Below are 22,146 nucleotides of genomic sequence, written 5' to 3'. Positions count from 1 at the left end.
CGATGACGCGATCTGCTTTCCCCTTCTTCCTAGCGCTGGCGATCGGCCTTTCGGGGCCGGCGCAGGCTGGGCAGGCAGTCGCCTCCGCCTCTGCGCCGGGCGTCTTCGTTCCCGACGCCGCGCAGGCGGCGCTTGTCGCCAAGGCGCGCCGCGCGGGGGCGACCGACATCACGACGCGTCCGGCTCCGGACGGCGGGATGATTGTGAACGGCAAGCTCGACGGGCGTATCTTCGTGCTCGCCATTCCGGCGAACTGGAACCGCGAGGTCGTGCTGATCGGGCAGGGGTATGCGACACCCGATTCGACCCCGAAGGTGCCCGAAGATCCGACCGCGCCGTCCGAAAGCGGCGGCGTCCTGCGGCATATTTATGGCGAGGGCCTCGCGGTCGGCGTCGCGGCGTTCGACAAATCGGGAATTGCGACCGAAAGCGGCGCCAAGAACGCGATGCGGTTACACGCGCTGACAACGCGGCTCGGTGCGAAGCGGCATTATGCCGTCGGCGGATCGATGGGCGGCAGCATCGTTCTGGCGCTGATAGAGCTCTATCCGAAGGCGTTCGCGGGCGCGGTATCGATGTGCGGCGTGACCGAGGGCTGGCGGCCGCTCGTCCAGCAACTCGCCGACACGCGCGGCGCTTATGATCTTCTGACCGAAGGAACGCCCTATGCGCTTCCCGGTGCGCATGATCTGACGCGTTCGGGATTGCCGACTGAGCCGCCTGCGGGCGACCCGAACTCCGGGGATGCCTTTCGCGCGCAGCAGAAGATGCGCATCCTGATGCCGATCTTCGCGCTGTTCCAGGCGGCCAAGGCGAGGCCTGACGGGCGCGAGGCGCGGATCATTCGGCAGGTCGCGGCAGTGGGCGGCTTCGCGCCCGACCCGGCGGCGATCGGCGCGCCCGTTTATGCGGCGGTTCTCGGTATGGACGATATCGTCGCGACGATGGGCGGTTTGCCGATCGGCAACGGCTCAAAGACCTATGCGCCCCCGGAAATGAGCGCGGAGGAGACAGCCGATTTCAATCGGCGCATGCAGCGTTACAACGCCGCTCCGCACGCCATTGCCTATGCGCGGCAATGGCACGAACCAACCGGAAAATTTCGCGTTCCGCTGGTCACCGTGCACCAGACGATCGACTCGCTGGTACCCTTTTCCCAGTCGGAAGGATTGGGGCGGATCGTCGCTGCGGCAGGTAATGGCGCACGAATAGCGCAATATGCCGTGCCGCCTACGAAGATGCCGCTGCCCGGGGGCTTCGACGGCTATACCCACTGTGGCTTTTCACCCAAGCAGAACGCCGATGCCTTCGATGCGATGCGCGCATGGGTACGCACCGGCCGCCGTCCGGGACCGGAGGCGGTAAAGTGACCGAAGACCGGCTCGCACTCGATCGTCGGCACATGCTTGGCCTGGGCGCTGCTGCTATCGCGACGGTGGCGAGCGGCCGAGTGAGCGCGGCGTCGAAACCCGCGAAGCCATTCCTGTGGGGAGCTGCGACTGCCGGACATCAGGTTGAGGGCAACAATGTCAATGCCGACATCTGGCTGCTCGAACAAGTCGATCCGACGGTGTTTGCCGAACCGTCGGGCGACGCGTGCGACAGCCTGCACCGTTGGCGCGAGGACGTCGCGATCGTGAAGGCGCTGGGGCTCAACGCATATCGCTTCTCCGTCGAATGGTCGCGGATCGAGCCCGCACCGGGACAGTTCAGCCAGGCCTATCTCGATCATTACGCGCGCATCGTCGATCGTTGCCGCGAACAGGGCCTCGCGCCGGTCGTCACCTTCAACCATTTCACCACGCCACGCTGGTTCGCGGCGGCGGGAGGGTGGGAGAATAGCGATGCACCCGATTTGTTCGCTCGCTATTGCGACAAGGTCGCGCGTGCGATGGCGGCGGGGATGAGCCACGCATTGACCTTCAACGAACCCAATCTGGCGCTGGGCGGGCGCTGGTCGGCGAGCCCGCCGCCGCCTGCCTTCATGGATCGCATCGCCGCCTGCGTCGCGGCGGCGGCGAAGGCGAGCGGTTCCGACCGTTTCTCGTTACTCAACACGGGCGATCCGGCGCCGATGATCCCGGGCGTCACTGCCGCGCATGTCAAGGGCCGCGAAGCGATCCGCGCGGCGCGCGGCGACCTTCCGATCGGATTGAGCCTTGCCATTCCCGACAATGTCGCGGTCGTGGAAAACAGTGCGATCGAGCGCAAGCGCGCAGACGTCTACGGTCCCTTCTTCGCGGTGATGGACAAGGATGACTTCGTCGGCGTGCAGACTTATGGCCGTGCCTATGTCGGGGCCGAACGCGACGTCGAAATCCCCGCCGACGTACCGCGCCGGCCGGGCGGCGGCGAATGGTATCCTGCAGCGGTCGGCAATGTCGTGCGCTACGCGCATGAGGCGACCGGCTTGCCGGTAATGGTGACCGAAAACGGCATCGACGCCGCCGACGACGCGGAGCGCGAGCGCTTCATCCCGGAAGCGATCGCCTCGGTCGAGGCGGCGCGCAAGGATGGGGTGCCGGTGCTTGGCTATATTCACTGGTCGCTACTCGACAATTTCGAGTGGTTCTCGGGATACGGCCCGAAATTCGGTCTCGTGGCCGTCGATCGTCAGACCTTCAAACGCACGGTCAAGCCCAGTGCGAAGCGGCTCGGCGCGATCGCGCGCGCTGGCGGAACCGGCGCCCGTTGAGAGCCGCTGCGTCTTTTCTGTGGGGCACCGCGACGGCAGGGCATCAGGTCGAGGGCAGCAATGTCGCCGCTGACATTTGGCTGCTCGAGCAAGTGCGCGAAACCCGCTTCGCCGTGCCGTCGGGGGATGCGTGCGACAGCTTGAACCGCTGGCAGGAGGACATTGCGATCGTGAAGGCGCTGGGGCTCAACGCCTATCGCTTTTCGGTCGAATGGTCGCGGATCGAGCCCGCGCGTGGTCAGTTCAGCCGCGCCTGGCTCGACCATTATGCGCGCGTCGCCGCGGCTTGCTGCGATGCCGGACTTGCCCCCGTCGTGACGCTCAGCCATTTCACGTCGCCGCGCTGGTTCGCGGCGGCGGGGGGCTGGAGCGACGCGGAGGCGCCTTCACGGTTCGCACATTTCGCCGACATGGTCGGGCGCCGGCTCGCGGGACTGGCTCGGCACGTGGTGACGTTCAACGAACCCAATCTGCCGTTGATGGGGCGCTGGGCGCCGACGCCGCTTGCCGATCCGGTGCGCGAAGGACTGGACGCTATGCTCGCGGCGGCGGCGCGCACGACCGGGTCGGAACGGTTCGACGTCTGGGTCTACTCGCGCGGCGACGACGCCGACCTCGAACGGCTGCTTGCCGGACACCGTAACGCCCGCGCGGCATGGAAAGCGAACGATCCCGCCGCGCTTGTCGGATTGAGCCTCGCGCTGCCCGACGCGCAGGGTGACGATAACGCGATTGCTGCCTATCGCCGCCATGCCGAGGACCCTTTCCTCGCTGCGGCGCGCGAGGATGATTTCATCGGCGTCCAGACCTATGGGCGGCTGCGCTTCGGACGCGATGCGGTCCTGTCGCCGCCCGCCGGTGCAGAGCTTACCCAGAGCGGAGACGAATTTTATCCGCAGGCCCTCGGTGCCAGCGTCCGTCATGCGCACGCCCGGACCGGGCGGCCCGTGTTCGTGACCGAAAACGGGATCGCCGCCGCCGATGACGCGCAGCGCTGCCGCTATCTGCCCGCTGCCATCGACGCGCTCGATGCGGCGCGAAAGGAAGGCGTGCCCGTGCTCGGCTATATCCACTGGTCGCTGCTTGACAATTTCGAATGGCGGCGCGGGTACGCCCAGCATTTCGGGCTGGTCGCCGTCGATCGCGGAAATTTTCGCCGCACGCCGAAACCGAGCGCGCGTCTCTATGCCGATCTGGTGAGGGCAAGATCATGATACGACCCTGGCTGACGCTTCTTCTGGGTCTGGCGCTGGCGCCCGCCGCGTCGGCGCAACTCGTCAAGGCGCCGTGGCCATCCTTCCTGTCCGCCGAGGCGCGCGCGGGGCTGGAGGCGAACGACGCACGACCGCCAGAACCCGCGACGATCGAGGGGCGCCGCGCCCGCGCCGATGCGATCCAGCAGGAGATCGGCGCGCCGCGGCTCGCGCGCTACGGCGTGACCATGAAGGACGACGTGATCGCGGGTGTCCCCGTGCGTTTTTTCACGCCGGCGAAGGGCGCTGCCAAGGATCCGGTTCTCCTCAACTTGCACGGCGGCGGATTCCTCGTCGATGCGGGGTCCATCAGCGAGAATGCAGCGGTGGCGGCGCTCACCGGCTATCGCGTGGTCGCGGTGCGCTATCGTCTCGCGCCCGAAAACGGCTTTCCCGCCGGGGTCGAGGATGCGGTCGCCGTTTATCGCGCGTTATTGAAGGAGCATGATCCGAAAGCGATAGGCGTTTACGGCACATCGGCGGGCGCGATCCTGTCGGCCGAACTCGTCGCGCGATTGCGCGCCGACAAGCTGCCGCAGCCCGCCGCGCTCGGCTTTTTCTCGGGCGCTGCCGATCTGTCGGCGGTCGGCGACAGCGCGGGGCTATTCGCCGACGCGTCCGGCGTCGATGCGCTCGCGCGCCTCTATGCAGGAGAGCGGACGACGCATGATCCGCTCGTCTCGCCGCAACGCGGGGACCTCGCCGGCTGGCCGGCGACGCTCTGCCTCGCGAGCACGCGCGATTTCCTCCTCAGCGGCACCGCCGACTTCTGCCGCGCGCTCGACGGGGCGGGCTCGCCCGCGAAGCTCATCGTGTTCGACGGACTACCGCACGCCTTCTGGGCTTATATCGACGCGCCCGAAACCGATGCGGCCTTCGCCGTGATGGCGCGGTTTTTCATCGCAAGTCTGGGAGCGGAAAAATGAGAAAGATACTGATCCTCGCCGCGCTTCTGGCGGCTTCACCCGCTGCGTCGCAGACTTCGGTTCCGGCGTTCAATCTCCCGGCGTCGAACCAGCTCAGCGAGGAGGCGCGGCAGGTCCTCGAACGCATGAAGCAGGCTACGGCGCCCGCCGAGATCGTCGGCGACGTCGCTCGGCAGCGCGCCTTCTATGGTCGCTACAATGATGACAGGCTCGCCGAGATGCGTCGCCATTTCCGTACCCGCGAATGGCGTACGACAATGAACGGCGTCACAGTCGATGTCGTCGAGCCGGCGAGCGGCGTGGCGGGGAGCCAAAAAGGCCGCGTTCTCATCAATGTTCACGGCGGAGCGTTCATGTGGGGATCGGGCAGCGGGGCGCTGGTCGAGGCGATCCCGATCGCCGCGACGATGGGGATCAGGGTGGTGACGGTTGATTATCGTCTGTCGCCCGAACATCGTTACCCCGCCGCTTCCGAAGACGTGACCGCCGTCTACAAGGCGTTGCTGGGGCAATATCCGGCCGCCAACATCGGCATCTACGGCTGTTCGGCGGGCGGGGTCATCACGGCGCAGGCGACGGCGTGGATTCGCCGTGAAAAACTGTCGCGCCCGGGGGCCATAGGCACCTTCTGCGGGACCGGCGCGCCCTATTCGGGCGACAGTCCTTACCTGGCGGGTCCGATCACCGGCGGCGCGGTGCTCGCGGCGCCGGCGCTCCCCGACGTCCTGCCGCTCCCCTATATGCAGGACGCGGCGCCCGGCGATGCCACCGCCTATCCGCTGGTGTCCGACGCGGAGGTGAAGGCGATGCCGCCGACGCTGCTGCTCGCGGGCGGTCGCGATTTCGCCGCGAGCGCGCTGACGCTCGCGCATCGTCGTCTTGCGGCGGCGGGCGTGGAAAGCGAGCTCCATCTGTTCGACGGGCTACCGCACGCCTTCTTCGTCTGGCCGGATATGCCTGAGTCCACCGAGGCCTACGGGCTCATCGCCTCCTTCTTCGATCGGCATCTGGGACGGCGCGCGCGCTGATGCGAACACGCACAATCATAACCCTCGCTCTGACCTATGCGCTGCTCGGCTTGATGATGAACAGCGTCGGCATCGTCATTCTCCAGTCGATCGCCCATTTCGGCGCGACCAAGCTGATGGGGTCGACGCTCGAGGCGTGCAAGGACCTGTCAGTCGTCGCCGCCTCTCTCCTTCTTGTCGCTGCGGTGCCGGCATTCGGTTATCGCTGGTCGCTGGTCGCTGTGCTCGTGCTGATGGCGACCGCCTGCCTGCTGGCGTCGTTCGCGACGAATTTCATTGCGATGCAGGCGCTATTCGTGCTCACTGGCCTGTCGTTCGGAATTACCAAGATTGCAACCTATTCAACCATCGGGCTGATAGCGCGCAATCCCGCCGACCATGCAAGCATCACCGGACTCGTCGAAGGGGTGTTCATGGGTGGCGTCCTCGCTGGCGCGTGGATTTTCGGCTGGTTCATCGACGCGGGCGATTGGCTGCGCGTCTATTGGCTGCTTGCCGCGCTGTGCGTCGTGACGTCGTGCGCCTGGCTCGGCATCCGGCTCGATGAAGCTCCTGTGCCGGTCGCGAAGCGGAGTGCCTCTGTTGCAGCGGGATGGAAAGACATGCTTGCCCTCGCGGTCTTGCCCGCCACCGTCGCCGTGCTCGCTACGCTGTTTCTTTATGTCCTGATCGAACAGGGTGTGGGAACCTGGCTTCCAACCTTCAACCGCGAAATCCTTCATCTGCCCGCGACGACCAGCGTCCAGATGTCGAGCATCTTCGTCGCAGCGCTCGCGCTCGGGCGCTTGCTTTCGGGGCTCGTACTGCGCCGCGTCGCATGGCTGCCGGTGCTTCTCGCCTGCCTCGCCGCGCTCGCGCTGCTGGTCGTCGCTGCGCTGCCATTGGCTGAAGGCGTGCGACCGCGCGCCGATACGGGATGGGCGAATGCACCATTCGCCGCCTATCTTTTCCCGCTGATCGGCCTGTTTCTCGCGCCTATCTATCCGACGGTCTGTTCGGTCGCGCTCAGTGCGCTGCCGCAACACAGGCACGCCGCAATGATCGGGCTGATTGTCATCTTCTCGGCCCTCGGCGGCACGATTGGCTCGTTCGTCGTCGGATTGCTGTTCCAGTCGCTCCCGGGTGCGGCGGCCTTCTATTTTCTGCTGGTACCCATAGCGCTCGTGGCGCTTGCGCTATCGCTTGTGCGTCGCCGGATCGCGGGGGTTACGGCATGATGGTTACAGACACACCCGCCCAATTGTTCGGTCCGCTGTTCGCTGCGGTGCAGGAGACGGGGCTTTTTCCAGATTCCAAGACATTCGCCGATGCGCGTCCGCTGCGCGCGCCCGCGGCGATCCTTGCCGACTGGCAAAGACAGCGACCGGGAACGAGCGAAGGCCTCCGGCACTTCGTGTTCGCCAACTTCGATATTCCGCAAGATTTGCCGACGCCTTCACCCGATGGTCTTGAGCTTGCAGCGCATATCTCGGCGCTTTGGCCGCTCCTGACCCGCGAGTCCGCCAATCCCGCGCCCGGATCTTCGGAACTATGGCTGCCTCACAGCTACGTCGTTCCCGGCGGCCGTTTTCGCGAGCTGTATTACTGGGACAGCTATTTCACGATGCTCGGCTTGGCACGATCGGGCCGTTACGATCTTATCGAGAATATGATCGGCGATTTCGGCAGCCTGCTCGACCGGATCGGCCATATTCCGAACGGTACGCGCAGCTATTACACGACCCGGTCGCACCCGCCCTTTTTTCACCTCATGGCTGCACTATCGCGCGATGATAGCGTCGAAGGCCGCCGTCGTCGATTGGACTGGATGCGCAAGGAACATCGCTTCTGGATGGCGGGCGCCGAGGATCTCGCGCCGGGAGGCGAAGGGCGACGTGTCGTGAGGCTGGACGACGGGGCGCTGCTCAATCGATATTGGGATGACAGCGACAGGCCACGCGACGAAAGCTGGCGCGAGGATGTTGCGCTTGCGGACGAAGCTCCTGCGCGCAATCGGGGTGAGCTTTGGCGCGACATTCGCGCCGCGGCGGAGAGTGGATGGGACTTCAGTTCGCGCTGGTTTGCCGACCCGCGCGCGCTCACGAGCATTCGCACCACCCGGCTAGTTCCAGTCGATCTCAACGCCCTGCTTTTCGGTCTTGAGCAGGCTATTTCGAAAGCCGCATCCGGTCTTGGCGAGAATGACCTGTCGTATGATTTTGCTGCGCGCGCCGAGCGTCGCGGACGGGCGGTCGCGGCGCATTTATGGAATCCACTAGGCGGTCATTATGCGGACTTCGATCTCGACAGCGGCCGCGTGTCGGATCGATTGACCGCTGCCGCCGCCTTTCCGCTCTTTGCCGGTATTGCATCCGCCGCGCAGGGACGCAGCACGGCCGTCGCGCTCGAACGATTGCTCCGCCCGGGCGGATTGATGACGACGTTAAGTGAAAACGGACAGCAATGGGATGCTCCCAATGGCTGGGCCCCGCTGCAATGGATCGCGATTATCGGTCTGCGCCGCTATGACGAAATGACGCTCGCCGACGAGATCGCAGAGCGCTGGCTCGCGATGGTCCGAGCCCATTATGAGGCGAGCGGCCAGCTTCTCGAAAAATATGACGTCGTCGCCTGCGCTGCAGGATCGGGCGGCGAATATGCGACCGAGACGGGTTTTGGATGGACCAACGGCGTGACGATCGAACTGCTTGCAACGCGCCGAGGTGGCGCATCCGATATAGAGGCGATAACGACAGGAGGCGTGAATGGATAGCAAGAGTAGAGGCGGATATTTTGCCCGGCTGATTCCGGTGCTTCTCGTGCTGGCCACTCCGGCCGCGCTATCCGCCGAGGAGCTTCAGCCCGCGGCTCTCACCACCGCGCAATCGGTCCTGGCGGCGGACGCTCGCAAGCTTGGCGCAACGGATATCGCTACCTTTGCTGCACCCGATGGCGGCTTCATCCTTGCGGGCAAGCTGGCGGGCGACCAGTTCTCGGTGGCTATTCCCGCGAAGTGGAATCGCGAGGCGCTTCTCTATGTCCACGGCTATTCCACTCCGGGAACGCCCGTCGCGGTCGCGGTCGACCCGCTCGCCAAGGGAACGGGCGCGAGCGGCGTGCTGCTCGAAGCCTATCGCGACGGATATGCTGCCGGCCACAGCGCCTATGACAAGCCCGGAATGGGGGTTCAGACCGCCACCGAAAACACGCTGCGCCTGCGGGACTTTCTCGCGAAACTCGGCGCGAAACGATTTCTGGTCGCGGGCACGTCGATGGGCGGCAACATCACCCTGTCGCTGATCGAACAATATCCGAAAGCCTTTGCCGGTGCACTGTCGTCCTGCGGGGTCACCGACGGATGGGAAAGCCTGTTCGGCCAGCTCATCGACATGCGCGCCGCCTATAATCTGCTCACCGAAGGCACGCCCTATGCGCTGCCCGGTGAGCAGGACCTGACCCGTTCGGCCTTGCCGATGGACCCGCCTGCGGGTGAGGCGGCAACCAGCGAGGCGTTTCGCTGGGGCCGGATCGGCCAGATCGCGATGCCCGTGCTGGCGCTCGCGCAGGCAGCGCAGGCCAATCCGGCGGGGCGCGAGGCGCGCATCATGAAGCAGGTGGCCTCGATCGGCGGGTTCGAGCCTGAACCGGCGTCGATCGCCTTTCCGCTGGTCACCGCGACGCTCGGCATGGATGACCTCAACCAGACGCTCGGCGGCAATATCTATGGCAATATGGGCAAGGTCTATGCGAGCCCCGAAATGACGCCGGAGGAAGCCTCGGCCTTCAACGCAAAGGTCCAGCGCATTGTCGCGGACCCGCGCGCGGTCGCCAATGCGCGCCACTGGCATCAGGCAACAGGGCGCTTTCGCGTCCCGTTGGTGACGATCCACAATCGCATCGACTCGCTCGTCCCTTATGCACAATCGGAAGCACTGGGCCGTATCGTCAAGGCCGCGGGCAATGAAAAGCGGCTCGTCCAATATACGGTGCCGGGCACGAAGGCGCCGCTGCCGGTCGGCGGAGTCGAAGGCTACACACATTGCGGCTTCAGTCCCGAGCAGTCGGCCGCGGCTTGGGAAGCGCTGCGAGGCTGGGTCGAGACCGGCACGCGTCCTGCCGTAGATGCCGTAAAATAGCTCGGGGGCGTAATATGCAGGGCTGCGTCAGCCGCCGCGATTTCCTGCAGGCGAGCGCGATCGCGGGAGCCATCCTGTCGAGCGCCGGTGCGCGCGCCGCACCGCGCATCGCAGCGGCCGACGTGGACGCGCTGCTGGCCCGCATGACCCTCGACGAAAAGCTTGGCCAGCTCGCTCAGGCGCGCGGCGAGCGGAACGACACGGGCCCCTTCGTGCCAGCTGGAAGCGAAGCCGATGTCCGTGCCGGCCGGGTCGGCTCGTTTCTGAGCGTCTATGGCGCCGAAACGACCCGGCGCCTCCAGCGGATCGCGGTCGAAGAAACCCGTCTCGGCATTCCGCTGCTCTTTGCCGACGATGTGATCCACGGATTCCGCACCATCTTTCCAGTGCCGATCGGCGAAGCGGCGAGCTTCGACCTGGCGGCGGCCGAAGCGGCGGCGCGGATCGCGGCGATCGAGGCGACCGCCAACGGCCTCCACTGGACCTATGCTCCCATGGTCGACATGGCGCGCGATCCGCGATGGGGCCGCGTCGTCGAAGGCGCGGGCGAGGATGTCGAGCTCGCTTGCCGCTTTGCCGAGGCGCGTGTGCGGGGATTCCAGGGACGGAGTCTGTCGGACCCCGATGCGATGCTGGCGACGGCCAAGCATTTCGTCGCATATGGCGATGCCGAAGGCGGGCGCGACTATGATGTCGCCGATGTATCCGACCGAAGGCTCGCCGAATATTATTATCCTCCCTTCCGGGATGCGATCGCGGCCGGCGCCGCGAGTGTCATGGTCGCGTTCAACGAGGTCAACGGCGTACCGATGCACGCCAATCGCGATCTCCTGACGGGCGTACTGCGCGGCGACTGGCATTTCGACGGCCTGATCGTCAGCGATTACACGGGCGTCCGCGAACTCGTGGCGCACGGCGTCGCAGCGAACGACGAGGCGGCCGGAATCCTCGCGCTGGAGGCGGGCATCGATGTCGACATGGTGAGCGGCATCTATGTCAATACGTTGCCGGGCGCGGCGCGGCGCGGGAAGGTCGATGTCGCACGTATCGACGCGGCGGTGCGCCGCATCCTGTCGGCCAAGGCGGTGCTGGGATTGTTCGACGACCCCTATCGCAACTGCAACCCGGCGCGGGCCAAACGCCAGACGCTTCGCCCCGCGCATCGTGCTGCCGCGCGCGATCTGGCGCGCAAGAGCATGGTGCTGTTGCAGAACGAGGGCAATATCCTGCCTCTATCGAAAGCGCTGCGGTCGGTGGCGGTCATCGGACCGCTCGCCGACGATCGTCGCTCGATGCTCGGAAGCTGGGCCCCCACGGGCGTCGCCGGCGATGCGATCACGCCGCTCGAAGGCGTGAAGGCGGCGCTCGGCCCGAGGGTGAAAATCTTCGGCGCTGCGGGCGGCGATGCGGCGCTGGACGCCGCGCGCGGCGCCGACGCCGTCGTCCTGTGCATCGGCGAGCATTGGGACGAGAGCGGCGAAGCGCGCAGCCGGGTCGCGCTCGACCTCGCGCCCGACCAACAGGCGATGGCCGACACGATCCTTGCGCTGGAAAAGCCTGTCGCGGTCGTGATCTTCGCCGGCCGACCGCTCACCATCAACACCCTCGCACACCGCGCACCCGCGATATTATGGGCCTGGTATCCGGGCGTCGAAGCGGGGCACGCGCTCGCCGACATCCTGTTCGGCGACGTCAGTCCCTCGGGTCGTCTACCGATGAGCTTCCCGCGGGCCGTGGGTCAGATCCCCATCCATTATGACCGACGCAGCACGGGGCGACCGGCTAGCGAAAGCGAACGGAACAGCGCCAAATATGTGGATGCGCCGTGGACTCCGCTTTATCCGTTCGGACATGGTCTCGGCTATTCGCCGGTGCGCTATGCGGGGTTGGAGTTGTCGAGCGAGCGGTTGGCTTCGGATGGCGTGCTGCAGGTAGGCTTTTCCGTTCATAATGCGGGCGCGCATGCGGTCGAGGAGGTCGTCCAGCTCTATCTGCGCGACGATGTCGCCAGCACGACGCGACCATTGAAGGCGCTCAAGCGTTTCGCTCGCGTCGCGCTCGCGCCCGGCGAAACAAAGCCGGTCCGTTTCACGCTCGGCGCGCGCGATTTCGCGTTGCTCGACCACGATCTCCGGCCGGTAGTCGAACCGGGAAGTTTCACGCTTTACGTCGGTGGCAGTTCGGCAACCGAACTCGAAGCACATTTTACGATCGAAGGCGAAGGGAATCGGGCAATATGAGGCTATTGTCGAAGCCATTTCCGCCGCGCGCGGGCGGATTTCTTGCGCTGGTTATGATTGTGCTTCTGACCTTTCCGGCCACGCAGCCTCTTCATGCGAAGACACTGTCCACGACGGCCCCCACGCTGGCACCCTTCGAAGCCGCGCCGCTCTCGATCGGCGTTTCCTGGTACCCCGAACAATGGCCGGAAAGCCAATGGGAAGCGGACCTCGCATTGATGCGGCGGGCGGGCGTTTCGGTCGTGCGGCTCGGCGAGTTCGCCTGGGCGCGGCTCGAACCGCGCGATGGCGAATTCGATTTCGGCTGGATCGATCGCGCGGTGGCGCTTGCCGGGCGCCATGGCATTCGCGTCGTGCTCGGCACACCGACCGCCGCGCCGCCGGTCTGGCTGACCGAGGCGCATCCCGACGTGCTTCGGGTCAACGAGGACGGTAGCGTCGAGGGGCACGGCGAACGCCGCCAGTTCTCTTTCGCCAGCGCGACCTATCGCCGTTATACGGTGCGCATAGCGGGAGAGATGGCGCGGCGTTACGGGCGCAACCCTGACGTGGTGGGTTGGCAGATCGACAATGAGATTGGCGTACCTTCGTTCGATCGCGAGGCGAAGGCACGGTGGGCGAGGTGGCTCACTGCGCGCTATGGTACGGTCGAGGAACTCAATCGGCGCTGGACGACCGATTACTGGAGCCAGCGATACCAGCGCTTCGATCAAGTGCCGCTGAAGTCGAAAGGACCGCAGAACCCGGCACTGCTGCTCGACTTCAAACGGTTCGCCAGTTTCCTCTGGGCGGAATATGTCGACGAGCAGGCGGCCGCGATCCGCACCCACGCGGACAGGCGGCAGTTCGTTACCACCAACTCGACCGCATGGAACAATAATTTCGACCAGTATCTTGTTCATCGCGGCCTCGATCTCGCCGCATGGGATGATTATGTTCCGAACGGCCGTCCTGACTGGACCGCGAATGCCCTGCATCATGACGTCGTTCGTGGGTACAGGCAGCGCAATTTCTGGATCATGGAAACCCAGCCCGGCCGCGTTGACTGGGGGGCGCTCAATCGATCGCTCGACCCCGGCCAGACGCGCGAACTGGCGTGGCAGGCGGTCGGCCGTGGCGCCGATGCGATCCTCTACTGGCAGTGGCGCAGCGCATTGAACGGGCAGGAGCAATATCATGGTACGCTTGTCGGTCCCGACGGGCAGCCGATGCCGGTCTTCGATGAAATTGCGCGGACGGCACGCGAAATGGCGGCGATGTCACGGTGGTTGAAAGATACGCAGCCCGAGAAAGCCGAGGTCGCTCTGCTCTACTCGCAGGAAAGCCGTTGGGCGATCGAGGCGGAGCGGCACAGTCGCGACTATGATCCCGTCGCAACGATCACGGACTGGTATCGCCCGTTCGCCGACGATGGCTATCGAGTGGACGTACTTCCGCCCGACGCGGATCTTGCAGGCTATCGCCTGGTCGTGGCGCCGAATCTCAATATCTTGTCGGGCGACACCGCGGAACGGCTGAAGGCTTATGTCGAGCGGGGAGGCCATCTGGTCCTCGGTCCCCGATCGGGAATGAAGGACGGCGACAACGCACTGTGGCCGATGCGCCAGCCCGGACCGCTGGGGACCTCGCTTGGCGGACGTGTCGGTTATTATTATCCGCTGGACGGCCCAGTTGCAATGTCGGCGATATTTGGCGACACCACTGCGCATATATGGGGCGAGGTGCTCGAACCCGTCGCCGACGACACTAAGGTGCTGGGGCGTTTCGGCAGCGATCAGGGTTGGCTTTCGGGGCAGCCCGCCCTCCTGCGACGAAAGGTTGGACGAGGCAGCATCGCCTACCTTGGCGCCATTCTCGATCAGCAGGGGCAGGGCCGCTTTACCCGTTGGATGATCACGGAGGCCGCCGTGCCGCGTCCCTTGATGACGCCGGTCGACGGTGTCGAGTTCATGACGCGCGCGCGCGGTGCCGAACGCTTCATCATCGCCGTCAACCACGGTGAAACGGCAAAGCGAATATCTCTGCCCGCTGGAGCTGGTTGGCTACATTCCGATGATGTGCAGGGTGATATGCTGCGGCCCCATGGTGTCGCACTGGCCCATGTTAAGCATGGCACAAGATAGGTCGTAATGGTGTCGGTGTCACGCTGTGGGGCCCATCCCCTCATTGTATGTCGCCGGCCGCTGCGTTCGCGGTTCAGATGATGGCCTAAGCGGATCTCGGAAAGCGGGCGTCGGACGGATCTGCGGCGACAAGGCGCCTGGAACTTGCTCGTAACAGGCCTTCCGAACGCGGCCCAAAAGCTGCCGGTTGGGATCTTCTCTTACTCTTCCGGTCTCACCCCGACGCGTCCGACGTTTGGCTGCGGCAAAACTGGTAGCCTGGCGCCGGCGCGAATATCGCTGCCATGGCGAAAAGGGATAAGTGTGTGGCCGGGGAGGGCATTCCATTCGTTGCTCAGATGGCGATGAACGAGCGTGCGATCGGGTTCGAACCTTGAATTCCACGGCCGGGGTGACCGGCGTCACCCTTACGAGAAGGAATGTTCGTGACCAAAGCGATATTGATCGAGCGCGAAAATGATAAGCATGTCGCCGCGTTGCGTGAGATCGACGACGGGCTTTTGTCCGTTGGCAACGTCGTCGTCGATGTGGAATATTCGACGATGAACTATAAGGACGGACTGTTGATCACCGGCGAGCGGTCGCTCGTGACCAAATTCCCGATGATCCCCGGCATCGATTTTGCGGGAGTTGTCGCTGATAGCGAGGACCCGCGATGGCAGCAGGGTGACCGGGTTGTCGCCAACGGGTTCGGTCTTGGCGAGCGCCATCTTGGCGGGCTTGCTCAGCGGGTACGGGTGGAAGGCGACTGGCTGGTTCGTCTGCCCGACAATGTTTCGCCGTTCCAAGCCGCCGCCATCGGCACAGCGGGATATACGGCAATGCTTTGCGTGCTCCGCCTGGAAAGGCTGGGGGTTCTTCCCGACGATGGCGATATTCTGGTCACCGGGGCGAGCGGCGGCGTCGGCGGCGTGGCGGTCGCGCTGCTCAGCAAGCTCGGCTATCGGGTCGTCGCCGCAACGGGCCGGATGAGCGAGGCGGATTATCTGAAATCGCTCGGCGCCGCGGAAATCCTCGACCGGGCCGAACTGGCGGCACCCGGCGAACCCATGCAGCGGCAGCGCTGGGCGGGCGCCATCGATACGGCGGGCAGTCATACGCTGGTCAATGTCATCGCAGGCATTCGTTATGGCGGCGTGGTCGCTGCCACGGGGCTTGCGCATGGGATCGACTTTCCCGCGACGATGTTTCCATTCATTCTGCGCGACATCACCTTGTCGGGCGTCGACAGCGTCATGCAGCCGATGGCGGCGCGCGAAGAGGCGTGGGCGCGCCTCGCGACCGATCTCGACGTAGCGAAGCTGGAGGCGATGGTCGAGGAGATCGGGCTGTCCGATGTGATCGAGCGCGCGCCGCGTATCCTGGCCGGGGAAATTCGCGGCCGAACTGTTGTCGACGTCAATCGCGACTGAAGACCGACTGGCTGATGATGATGGTCGACGGCCGGTCCCGCAATGCGGAGCCGGCCGCCGAATCTTATTGGGCCGTCATGCCGCCATCGACGACCATTTCCGAGCCGGTCATGAAAGCGGCGTCGTCCGAAGCGAGAAAGGCAACCGCGGCGGCGACATCGGCATCGCGTCCGAAGCGGCCGAGCGGGTGCAGTCCGCCTACCGCGACGCGGGCGTCGCTCTCGACGACACCGAGCCGATCGGAGAATCCCGCCACCAGTTCGCTGCCCATCACCGTGTCAATGACGCCGGGGTGGACCGAATTGACGCGGATGCCTTGGCTGGCGAGTTCAATGGCGACCCCCTTGGTGAACAGGCGAACGGCGCCCTTGGACGCATTGTAGCAGCTGGTGTTCGGCGAACCGATCAGCCCGGCGACCGAAGACAGGTTTATGATCGAACCACCGGCGGCCCAAAGGCTGGCCCGTTCCGCGAGAAGAGGGGCCGCATAGCGACAGCCGAGGAATACCCCTTCGACATTGACGGTATGGATGCGCCGCCAATCGTCGAGGGTGGTATCCGCGAGCGATTTCATCAGGAAGAGGCCGGCGTTGTTGACCAATATGTCCAGGCCGCCGAAGCGGTCCTGTGCAAGGGACATGGCGCTTGCCCAATCCGCTTCGCTGACCCGCTCGGGCAAGATCATGCGCCGCATCCTGCGCAAGATCGCCGAAAATGATTTCGGATCGCTCGGCGACACCTCGACCCTCGCCGACCCCAGCCTCGTTGACGGACTGATCGAGGGGCGCAAGAACCGGTAAAAATGCCGCAGCCTCCCGCCAGCATTGGACGGGCCCGATTCGGGCCGTCTCCGCAGAAGGGCTGGGCAGGCCCCCTGCGCCGCAGAGTAGCGGTGAAGATCGGGACATGAATGGAACTGCAATGGCGCGCGTGGGAACTTTCACACGCGCAGACAGTCGCAAACTCAAGAAGTCACCGAACCCGTCAGCGGCGCCGGCGATCATTTGCTCCGGTCCAGTGCCCACGTCATCAGCCAGCTCCGCCGGCATGCTCGACTATCCTGTCGATTTGTCCCTTTATTGCGGCTCGTGGATCGGCTTTCTGCTCACCCTTCGCGCTCGCTGCAAACCTCGAACTTCCGGCTCTGATGCATGAGCCATGGCCCTAAATGCGGACGGTCTATGCCGCCAATTCGGGCATCGGGTAGGGCTCGGCAGTTATAGCCGCTATTTCGAGCTTGCTTCCGAAAGTTACCGGTCCGCTATACGGCCAATGACGGACACTATAGGATGGCTGGCCCACTTCGTAGCCGGGCTCACGGTTCGATCGATGAGGGTGCCGTCGATTTCCAAAGGAAAAATGGTGGACGCACTTTTTTTAGGGCTCGAACCTAGGACCCGCTGATTAAGAGTCATTGGTTCTTCTAAAATATTGATCTTGTGTCTTTTTATTCTTTCCGTTTTCGTTGGGGCCTCCCACACGTAAACGGCAAACAGGCCAAAGGTTTTTAGGTCGTCGGCCCCGTTATTTCTCACACGGTCAGGGCCTGAAATGATAGGGATAGATTGTCCGTATGTCGCAGATTTATTGGCCACATATGGCCAAATGCCTGTGCGGTAAATCGTTCTTCAGATGACCTCAGCCAAGAACTTGAGGTGATAGCGAGCATGGCGATGCTCACCCGTTCGGTAAAGCGCTCCGAGCTCGACCAGCTTTGTTAGATCGCGCGTAGCCGTCGCAGGAGCGGCGCCGGTGATCGTTTGATAGTTGCGAGCACTCAATCCACCTGTGAAGCCATCAGGGCCTTCCGCGAATATGCGTAGGATAGCTTTCTCCTGTCGTTCGTTGATTTGCCCTTGGATGCTGTCGAACAGGCGTGTCTTTCCGATCAAAAAGCGAACCTCGAGCAGGGTGCGTTCCTGCGCTTCCAGCACGATCGCTCCGAACCAGTTCAACCAGTCGTCGATCCCGAGATCGCGGCTCCCTCTATGAAGAGCGGCGTAATAGTCTTTGCGATGCCGATGGATGGTTTTGGCCAGAGCGGTCAGTGTGGGCGCGTTCAGGGCTTGCGCGAGAGCCTTTTCCGCGATCGCTCTCCCGATACGTCCATTGCCGTCCTCAAAGGGGTGGATGCTTTCGAACCAGAGATGAGCAATGCCAGCGCGCAAGACGGGGCCGAGCGGCTTCCTCCCGTCCGGTGCGCTATCGTTGAACCAGGCAATGAAGGCTTTCATCTCCCCCGCGACCTCAGATGAGGGCGGTGCTTCGAAGTGGACGCGCGGCGCATGGAGAGGGCCCGAAACGATCTGCATCGCATCCTCATGCGTTCGATAACGCCCGACGTCGACGATATCGCGCCTGCCGTTCATCAGCATTGCGTGCCAGTTGAACAGAAGCTCGTCGTTCAAGGGCATTGCGTAGCGTTGAAACAGGTCCGCCATGAGCTCGGCGGCGCCCGCCTCGGCATTGCCGACGCGCCGTTTTTCAGCAGTCAGGCCCAAGTGGCGGGCGAGGGACGACTGCACGCTTGCGCGATCCAGAATCTCACCCTCGATCGCTGAGCTCTCGATCGTTTCCTGAGAGATGAGGTCCAGCGTTAAACCCTGCCGCGCTTCCTGATCGACGTGATGTAGTGCGCCGATGACAACGCCGGCTCCCTTTAGGAAACTGGCCTCCACATCCTGGAGGAGGGAAGGGGAATAACGGAATGACGGCCAGTCTGCTTGTTGCCAATTCCACTGCATGATCGATACCGAGCCCTTCTATCGATCACGATAGCGGTATTTTATGATCGATAGAAGCACCTTCTATCGATCATCCGCACTCGGCCCATTGAGCTTCCGAAATCATTTTGTTCCTGTAAGGAGCCCAACCCCACGCCGTAACTGATTACAGGATCGCATCCATTTCATGATTCCCAAGAGCCGTCGCAAGCGAATTTCCAAAGCACCAGTGCTCCCGGCCCAACCAAATAAGAAACGCGGTCCCAAGCCGCGCGCTATCGTGGAGTTTCCCGAGCCGAACTCGACCATGTGGGGCGATCGGGACATATTCCACGAGGCGCTGGCGCTGCATATGGAGCGGCACGGCGACACCGCGTGGCATCTGCATAAAGCGATTATTGGACCAAAGGACCGTATCGACCGGAAGACCATCGTGCATTGGGTCGCTGGCACAAAGGTACCGCGATCCGTTACAAGCCTGGAAATTCTGAGCCGCATCGAGACGCGCTATCGCCTTCCGGCCGGTTACTTCGCCGCCAAGCTTCCGCATACCGGGCGAGCGGGGAGCGGGCATACCAAACTCGGCGAGATGAGTGTGGCGGAACGCCGCCGGATGGCCTGGCATCTGCCCAATGATTTTGACAGGCGCCCCCTTCGCGAGCGCCGCGAGATTTTGGACTGGGTACGGAAGGTCATTATTTCCGGCGCCACCGACTATCGTCGCTATCAGGCCATGGCCATGCGGCAACGTTATGCGCTTCGCTTCCCGGATCTGAACAACATTCGGCCGCAGGTCCCGGTTGAGCCTGCCGAAGAGTTCGACCTCGGCGAACTGGATGACATCGAACTCGAACTCGTGTCGACATCGCGCGATGCCCCGCGAGCGTTGGCGGAGGAAGTCGCACATCTCATTCAATTCAAGACGGCGACGCTTACCGAGATCGGTTATCAGCGCAACGGCGTCTGGAATGAGCAGACCGCGCTTCAAAAAGTCGATCATCTTGGACTGCTATTCGGCGCGCTCGCCGCGTCGCCCGACGGGGCAGTCGCTGGTTTGGGCGTGCCACTCGCCAAGCTCAGCGTCGCTCTGCTGGTTTTTCCTGCCGTCTGGGACTGGTACGTAAGATGGCGAGAGCGGCGGCGCGGCTTCTTTACTATCTGGGAAGTCAACATGGTGCAGCTTGGGTTGGCGATGACCCGCGCGGACACCGGCTGGCTCCGGCAGCGACCGGATCTGGCGCATAGGCTGCGCCAGATCCCCGGGTTGGTGTCGGAAGCGGACATCCAAGCTGCGCAATCGGATTGGGACGGGGTTTGCGAGGCCTTCTACTCTCACGGCATGGTCCGAGCGAAAGAGATTCAGCGTGTCGCAAAGGTCCATCGCGATACGTTCGAACCGATTATGGTCGAGCTGGAGGCGGATAGCCCCATCGGCGAGTATCGGCGGATCGCGGAGGAGATTGTACGGTTGATGCCGTCTGCGGGGCGCTATCCTCGTCCGGCAGCCGAAGCCATGCGTTCGTTGCTCTTGATCCGGCTCGGGCTGCATTTGGGCATCCGACAACGAAACATGCGGGAACTGCTCCTTTGTCCGCGTGGCGGGACTCCGAGGTCGGAGCGCCAGCTTGAAGCGCAGAGGTGCGGCGAACTGCGCTGGAGCACCAAGGAGAAGGGGTGGGAGGTGCTCATCCCCGCTGCGGCCTTCAAGAACGCGAATTCCTCTTTCTTCGCGAAGCGGCCGTATCGGCTGCTGCTGCCGGACGTTGGAGATCTCTATCGCTTTATTGATAGATATATCCGGATACATCGCCCGGTTCTGCTCAACGGTGCTCCGGATCCCGGCAACTTCTTTGTGAAGACGGTAAAATCCACCAGCCGAGAAGCCGCATACAGCCAGTCTGCATTCTATGAAGCATGGCGGCTGACCATTCAGCGCTATGGGATTTTCAACCCCTATACCAAGCGTGGAGCGATTGAGGGATTGTTGCCGCATGGGCCTCATAATGTGCGCGATGTTCTTGCCACGCATATCCTCAAAGAAACCGGATCGTACGAGCAGGCGGGCTATGCAATTCAAGATACCGCAGATGTGGTCGCCCAGCATTACGGGCGGTTTCTGCCGGAGAACAAAATTGCGGGTCGCGTCCGTCAAGGTGGTGTAATTTCGGCTGTGGCCGTGGGCCATCGTCAGGCGGCTTTGGCGGTGATGTGTAGGGGCTGATTTTCCTCCTCGATCATGGGTTGGTTGAGTTCGGCCATGCCTTCGATCTGCATGTATCGGTGCTGGAGCTGCCACTCGTCGTTCTGCTCCATCAGCACAGCCCCGACGAGGCGGATGATGCTGTCTTCGTTCGGGAAGATTCCGACGACGTCGGCGCGGCGCTTGACCTCCTTGTTGAGCCGCTCGAGCGGATTGGTTGAGTGTAACTTCGTGCGGTGCTGGGTGGGGAAGCCGGTGTAGGCGAGCACGTCGGTTTCGGCCTCGTCCATGCAGGCGCCGAGCTTGGGCCAACGGGTGCGCAACTGGTCGGCGACCTGTCGCCAGACCTGCGTTGCGCTTTTCTGATCGGGCTGCAGGAAGACCTGGCGGATCGCGGCGGCGACGACAGTGTTCTGGCCCTTGGGCACATAGGACAGGGCATTGCGCATGAAGTGCACCCGGCAGCGCTGCCAGGTGGCGCCCATGACGCGGGTGATCGCGCCCTTGAGGCCCTCGTGAGCATCGGAGATGACCAGCTTCACGCCGGTAAGACCGCGCCGAACAAGGTCCTTCAGGAAGTCGGACCAGAAGACCTCCGCTTCCGAGGGGCCGATATGCAGGCCGACGATCTCGCGCCGGCCCTCGGTGTTGACGGCCATGGCGATTATTGCGGCAACGCTGATGATCCGCCCGCCTTCGCGTACCTTGAGATAGGTGGCATCGAGCCAGAGATACGGCCATTCGCCGGTGAGCGGGCGTTTCAGAAAGGCATGGACGCGCTCGTCAATGTCCTTGCAAAGCTTGGAGACGGTGGACTTGGAGATGCCGGTCATGCCCATGGCCTGGACGAGTTCATCGACCCGCCGGGTGCTGACCCCGCCGATCCACGCTTCCTGGATCACCGCAACCAGCGCTTTCTCGACCATCTTGCGGGGCTCAAGGAAGCCCGGAAAATAGGACCCAGCACGCAGCTTGGGGATTTTCAGGTTCAGCGTGCCTACCCGGGTATCCAGCGAACGGTCGCGATAGCCGTTGCGCCAGGTCGCGCGCTCGCTGCTGCGTTCGTGGCGACCCGCGCCGATCAGGCCATCAACGTCGGCCTCCATGATCAGCTGCAGCACGTTCTCGGCGATGGTGCGCAAAAAATCCGGTTGGCCGCCCTTTGCAGCCAGCTCTTCGATCAGTAATCTGTCCTCGGTCATCGGGAACTCCTCTTCGTCACGGTTGAAGTGTGCAAACTCCACCATAACGATGAACCCGGTGGCCACCAGCGACGCCGCATTCCGGGGTGGGGCATGCCCCACCCCGGAATACACCATCGCCTACACCGGAAATTACACCACGAGCGCGGACGCTAACAAATTGCGCTGGCAGCGAAAGTGATCAACCAAGTCTGGGCTGTGGCTTGAGAACAGCAGGGGAGGCGATGGC

16 protein-coding genes are annotated in these 22,146 nt (G+C 63.7%); 13 read left to right on the top strand and 3 right to left on the bottom strand.

The window, feature by feature from the left end:
- Positions 1 to 2: 2 nt before the first annotated feature.
- The 11 genes from AN936_RS14585 (at position 3) to AN936_RS14535 (ending at position 15,792) form a co-directional block, all read left to right on the top strand.
- Positions 3 to 1,370 carry an alpha/beta fold hydrolase gene (locus AN936_RS14585; protein ID WP_149037677.1) on the top strand — a complete coding sequence of 456 codons (1,368 nt, stop codon included), beginning with the start codon at positions 3 to 5 and terminating at the stop codon, positions 1,368 to 1,370.
- Positions 1,367 to 2,695, top strand: a complete 1,329-nt coding sequence (locus AN936_RS14580; protein WP_234715579.1) for a glycoside hydrolase family 1 protein — start codon at positions 1,367 to 1,369, stop codon at positions 2,693 to 2,695. Before AN936_RS14585 ends, AN936_RS14580 begins: the two co-directional genes overlap by 4 nt.
- Positions 2,692 to 3,909 (top strand): glycoside hydrolase family 1 protein, encoded by a 1,218-nt coding sequence (locus AN936_RS14575; RefSeq protein ID WP_201022964.1) that lies wholly within the window; start codon positions 2,692 to 2,694, stop codon positions 3,907 to 3,909. The genes AN936_RS14580 and AN936_RS14575 overlap by 4 nt, the downstream gene beginning before the upstream one ends.
- On the top strand, positions 3,906 to 4,874 hold the full coding sequence (locus AN936_RS14570; RefSeq protein WP_054588735.1) for an alpha/beta hydrolase: 969 nt from the start codon (positions 3,906 to 3,908) through the stop codon (positions 4,872 to 4,874). The genes AN936_RS14575 and AN936_RS14570 overlap by 4 nt, the downstream gene beginning before the upstream one ends.
- Positions 4,871 to 5,902 (top strand): alpha/beta hydrolase, encoded by a 1,032-nt coding sequence (locus AN936_RS14565; RefSeq protein ID WP_054588734.1) that lies wholly within the window; start codon positions 4,871 to 4,873, stop codon positions 5,900 to 5,902. Before AN936_RS14570 ends, AN936_RS14565 begins: the two co-directional genes overlap by 4 nt.
- On the top strand, positions 5,902 to 7,119 hold the full coding sequence (locus tag AN936_RS14560) for an MFS transporter (protein WP_234715578.1): 1,218 nt from the start codon (positions 5,902 to 5,904) through the stop codon (positions 7,117 to 7,119). The genes AN936_RS14565 and AN936_RS14560 overlap by 1 nt, the downstream gene beginning before the upstream one ends.
- Positions 7,116 to 8,654, top strand: a complete 1,539-nt coding sequence (gene treA, locus AN936_RS14555; protein WP_054588732.1) for an alpha,alpha-trehalase TreA — start codon at positions 7,116 to 7,118, stop codon at positions 8,652 to 8,654. The genes AN936_RS14560 and treA overlap by 4 nt, the downstream gene beginning before the upstream one ends.
- On the top strand, positions 8,647 to 10,017 hold the full coding sequence (locus tag AN936_RS14550; RefSeq protein ID WP_054588731.1) for a hypothetical protein: 1,371 nt from the start codon (positions 8,647 to 8,649) through the stop codon (positions 10,015 to 10,017). Before treA ends, AN936_RS14550 begins: the two co-directional genes overlap by 8 nt.
- A gap of 14 nt (positions 10,018 to 10,031) precedes the next feature.
- Positions 10,032 to 12,257, top strand: a complete 2,226-nt coding sequence (locus AN936_RS14545; protein ID WP_054588730.1) for a glycoside hydrolase family 3 N-terminal domain-containing protein — start codon at positions 10,032 to 10,034, stop codon at positions 12,255 to 12,257.
- A 53-nt stretch (positions 12,258 to 12,310) separates the two neighbouring features.
- Positions 12,311 to 14,380 (top strand): beta-galactosidase, encoded by a 2,070-nt coding sequence (locus tag AN936_RS14540; protein ID WP_158500100.1) that lies wholly within the window; start codon positions 12,311 to 12,313, stop codon positions 14,378 to 14,380.
- 425 nt (positions 14,381 to 14,805) lie between these two features.
- Complete coding sequence (locus AN936_RS14535) at positions 14,806 to 15,792, top strand: MDR family oxidoreductase (RefSeq protein ID WP_054590310.1); 987 nt, start codon at positions 14,806 to 14,808, stop codon at positions 15,790 to 15,792.
- A gap of 64 nt (positions 15,793 to 15,856) precedes the next feature.
- Here the strand turns inward: AN936_RS14535 and AN936_RS14530 are convergent, their stop codons facing one another.
- The gene (locus AN936_RS14530) at positions 15,857 to 16,432 is read right to left on the bottom strand and encodes an SDR family NAD(P)-dependent oxidoreductase (protein ID WP_054588729.1); all 576 of its coding nucleotides are present in this window, start codon (positions 16,430 to 16,432) and stop codon (positions 15,857 to 15,859) included.
- On the opposite strand from AN936_RS14530, the gene AN936_RS25100 reads away from it, so the two are divergent.
- A complete protein-coding gene (locus AN936_RS25100; protein ID WP_158500099.1) occupies positions 16,431 to 16,592 on the top strand; it encodes a hypothetical protein in 162 nt (53 codons plus the stop codon). The genes AN936_RS14530 and AN936_RS25100 overlap by 2 nt on opposite strands.
- A gap of 828 nt (positions 16,593 to 17,420) precedes the next feature.
- On the opposite strand, the gene AN936_RS14525 is transcribed toward AN936_RS25100, so the two are convergent.
- Positions 17,421 to 18,536 (bottom strand): Fic family protein, encoded by a 1,116-nt coding sequence (locus tag AN936_RS14525; RefSeq protein WP_054588728.1) that lies wholly within the window; start codon positions 18,534 to 18,536, stop codon positions 17,421 to 17,423.
- Positions 18,537 to 18,702: 166 nt separating this feature from the next.
- On the opposite strand from AN936_RS14525, the gene AN936_RS14520 reads away from it, so the two are divergent.
- Positions 18,703 to 20,736 (top strand): hypothetical protein, encoded by a 2,034-nt coding sequence (locus AN936_RS14520; RefSeq protein ID WP_201782919.1) that lies wholly within the window; start codon positions 18,703 to 18,705, stop codon positions 20,734 to 20,736.
- Here the strand turns inward: AN936_RS14520 and AN936_RS14515 are convergent.
- Positions 20,703 to 21,917, bottom strand: coding sequence for an IS256-like element ISSpma2 family transposase (locus tag AN936_RS14515; protein ID WP_006954973.1), 1,215 nt, complete (start codon positions 21,915 to 21,917; stop codon positions 20,703 to 20,705). The two genes, AN936_RS14520 and AN936_RS14515, sit on opposite strands and share 34 nt — an antisense overlap.
- Positions 21,918 to 22,146 lie beyond the last annotated feature (229 nt).

This window comes from Sphingopyxis macrogoltabida (assembly GCF_001307295.1).
In the GTDB taxonomy this organism is placed as follows: Bacteria; Pseudomonadota; Alphaproteobacteria; order Sphingomonadales; family Sphingomonadaceae; genus Sphingopyxis; species Sphingopyxis macrogoltabida_B.
Note: the sequence above shows the minus strand (reverse complement) of the source record. Positions and strands in the feature narration are given on the sequence as shown.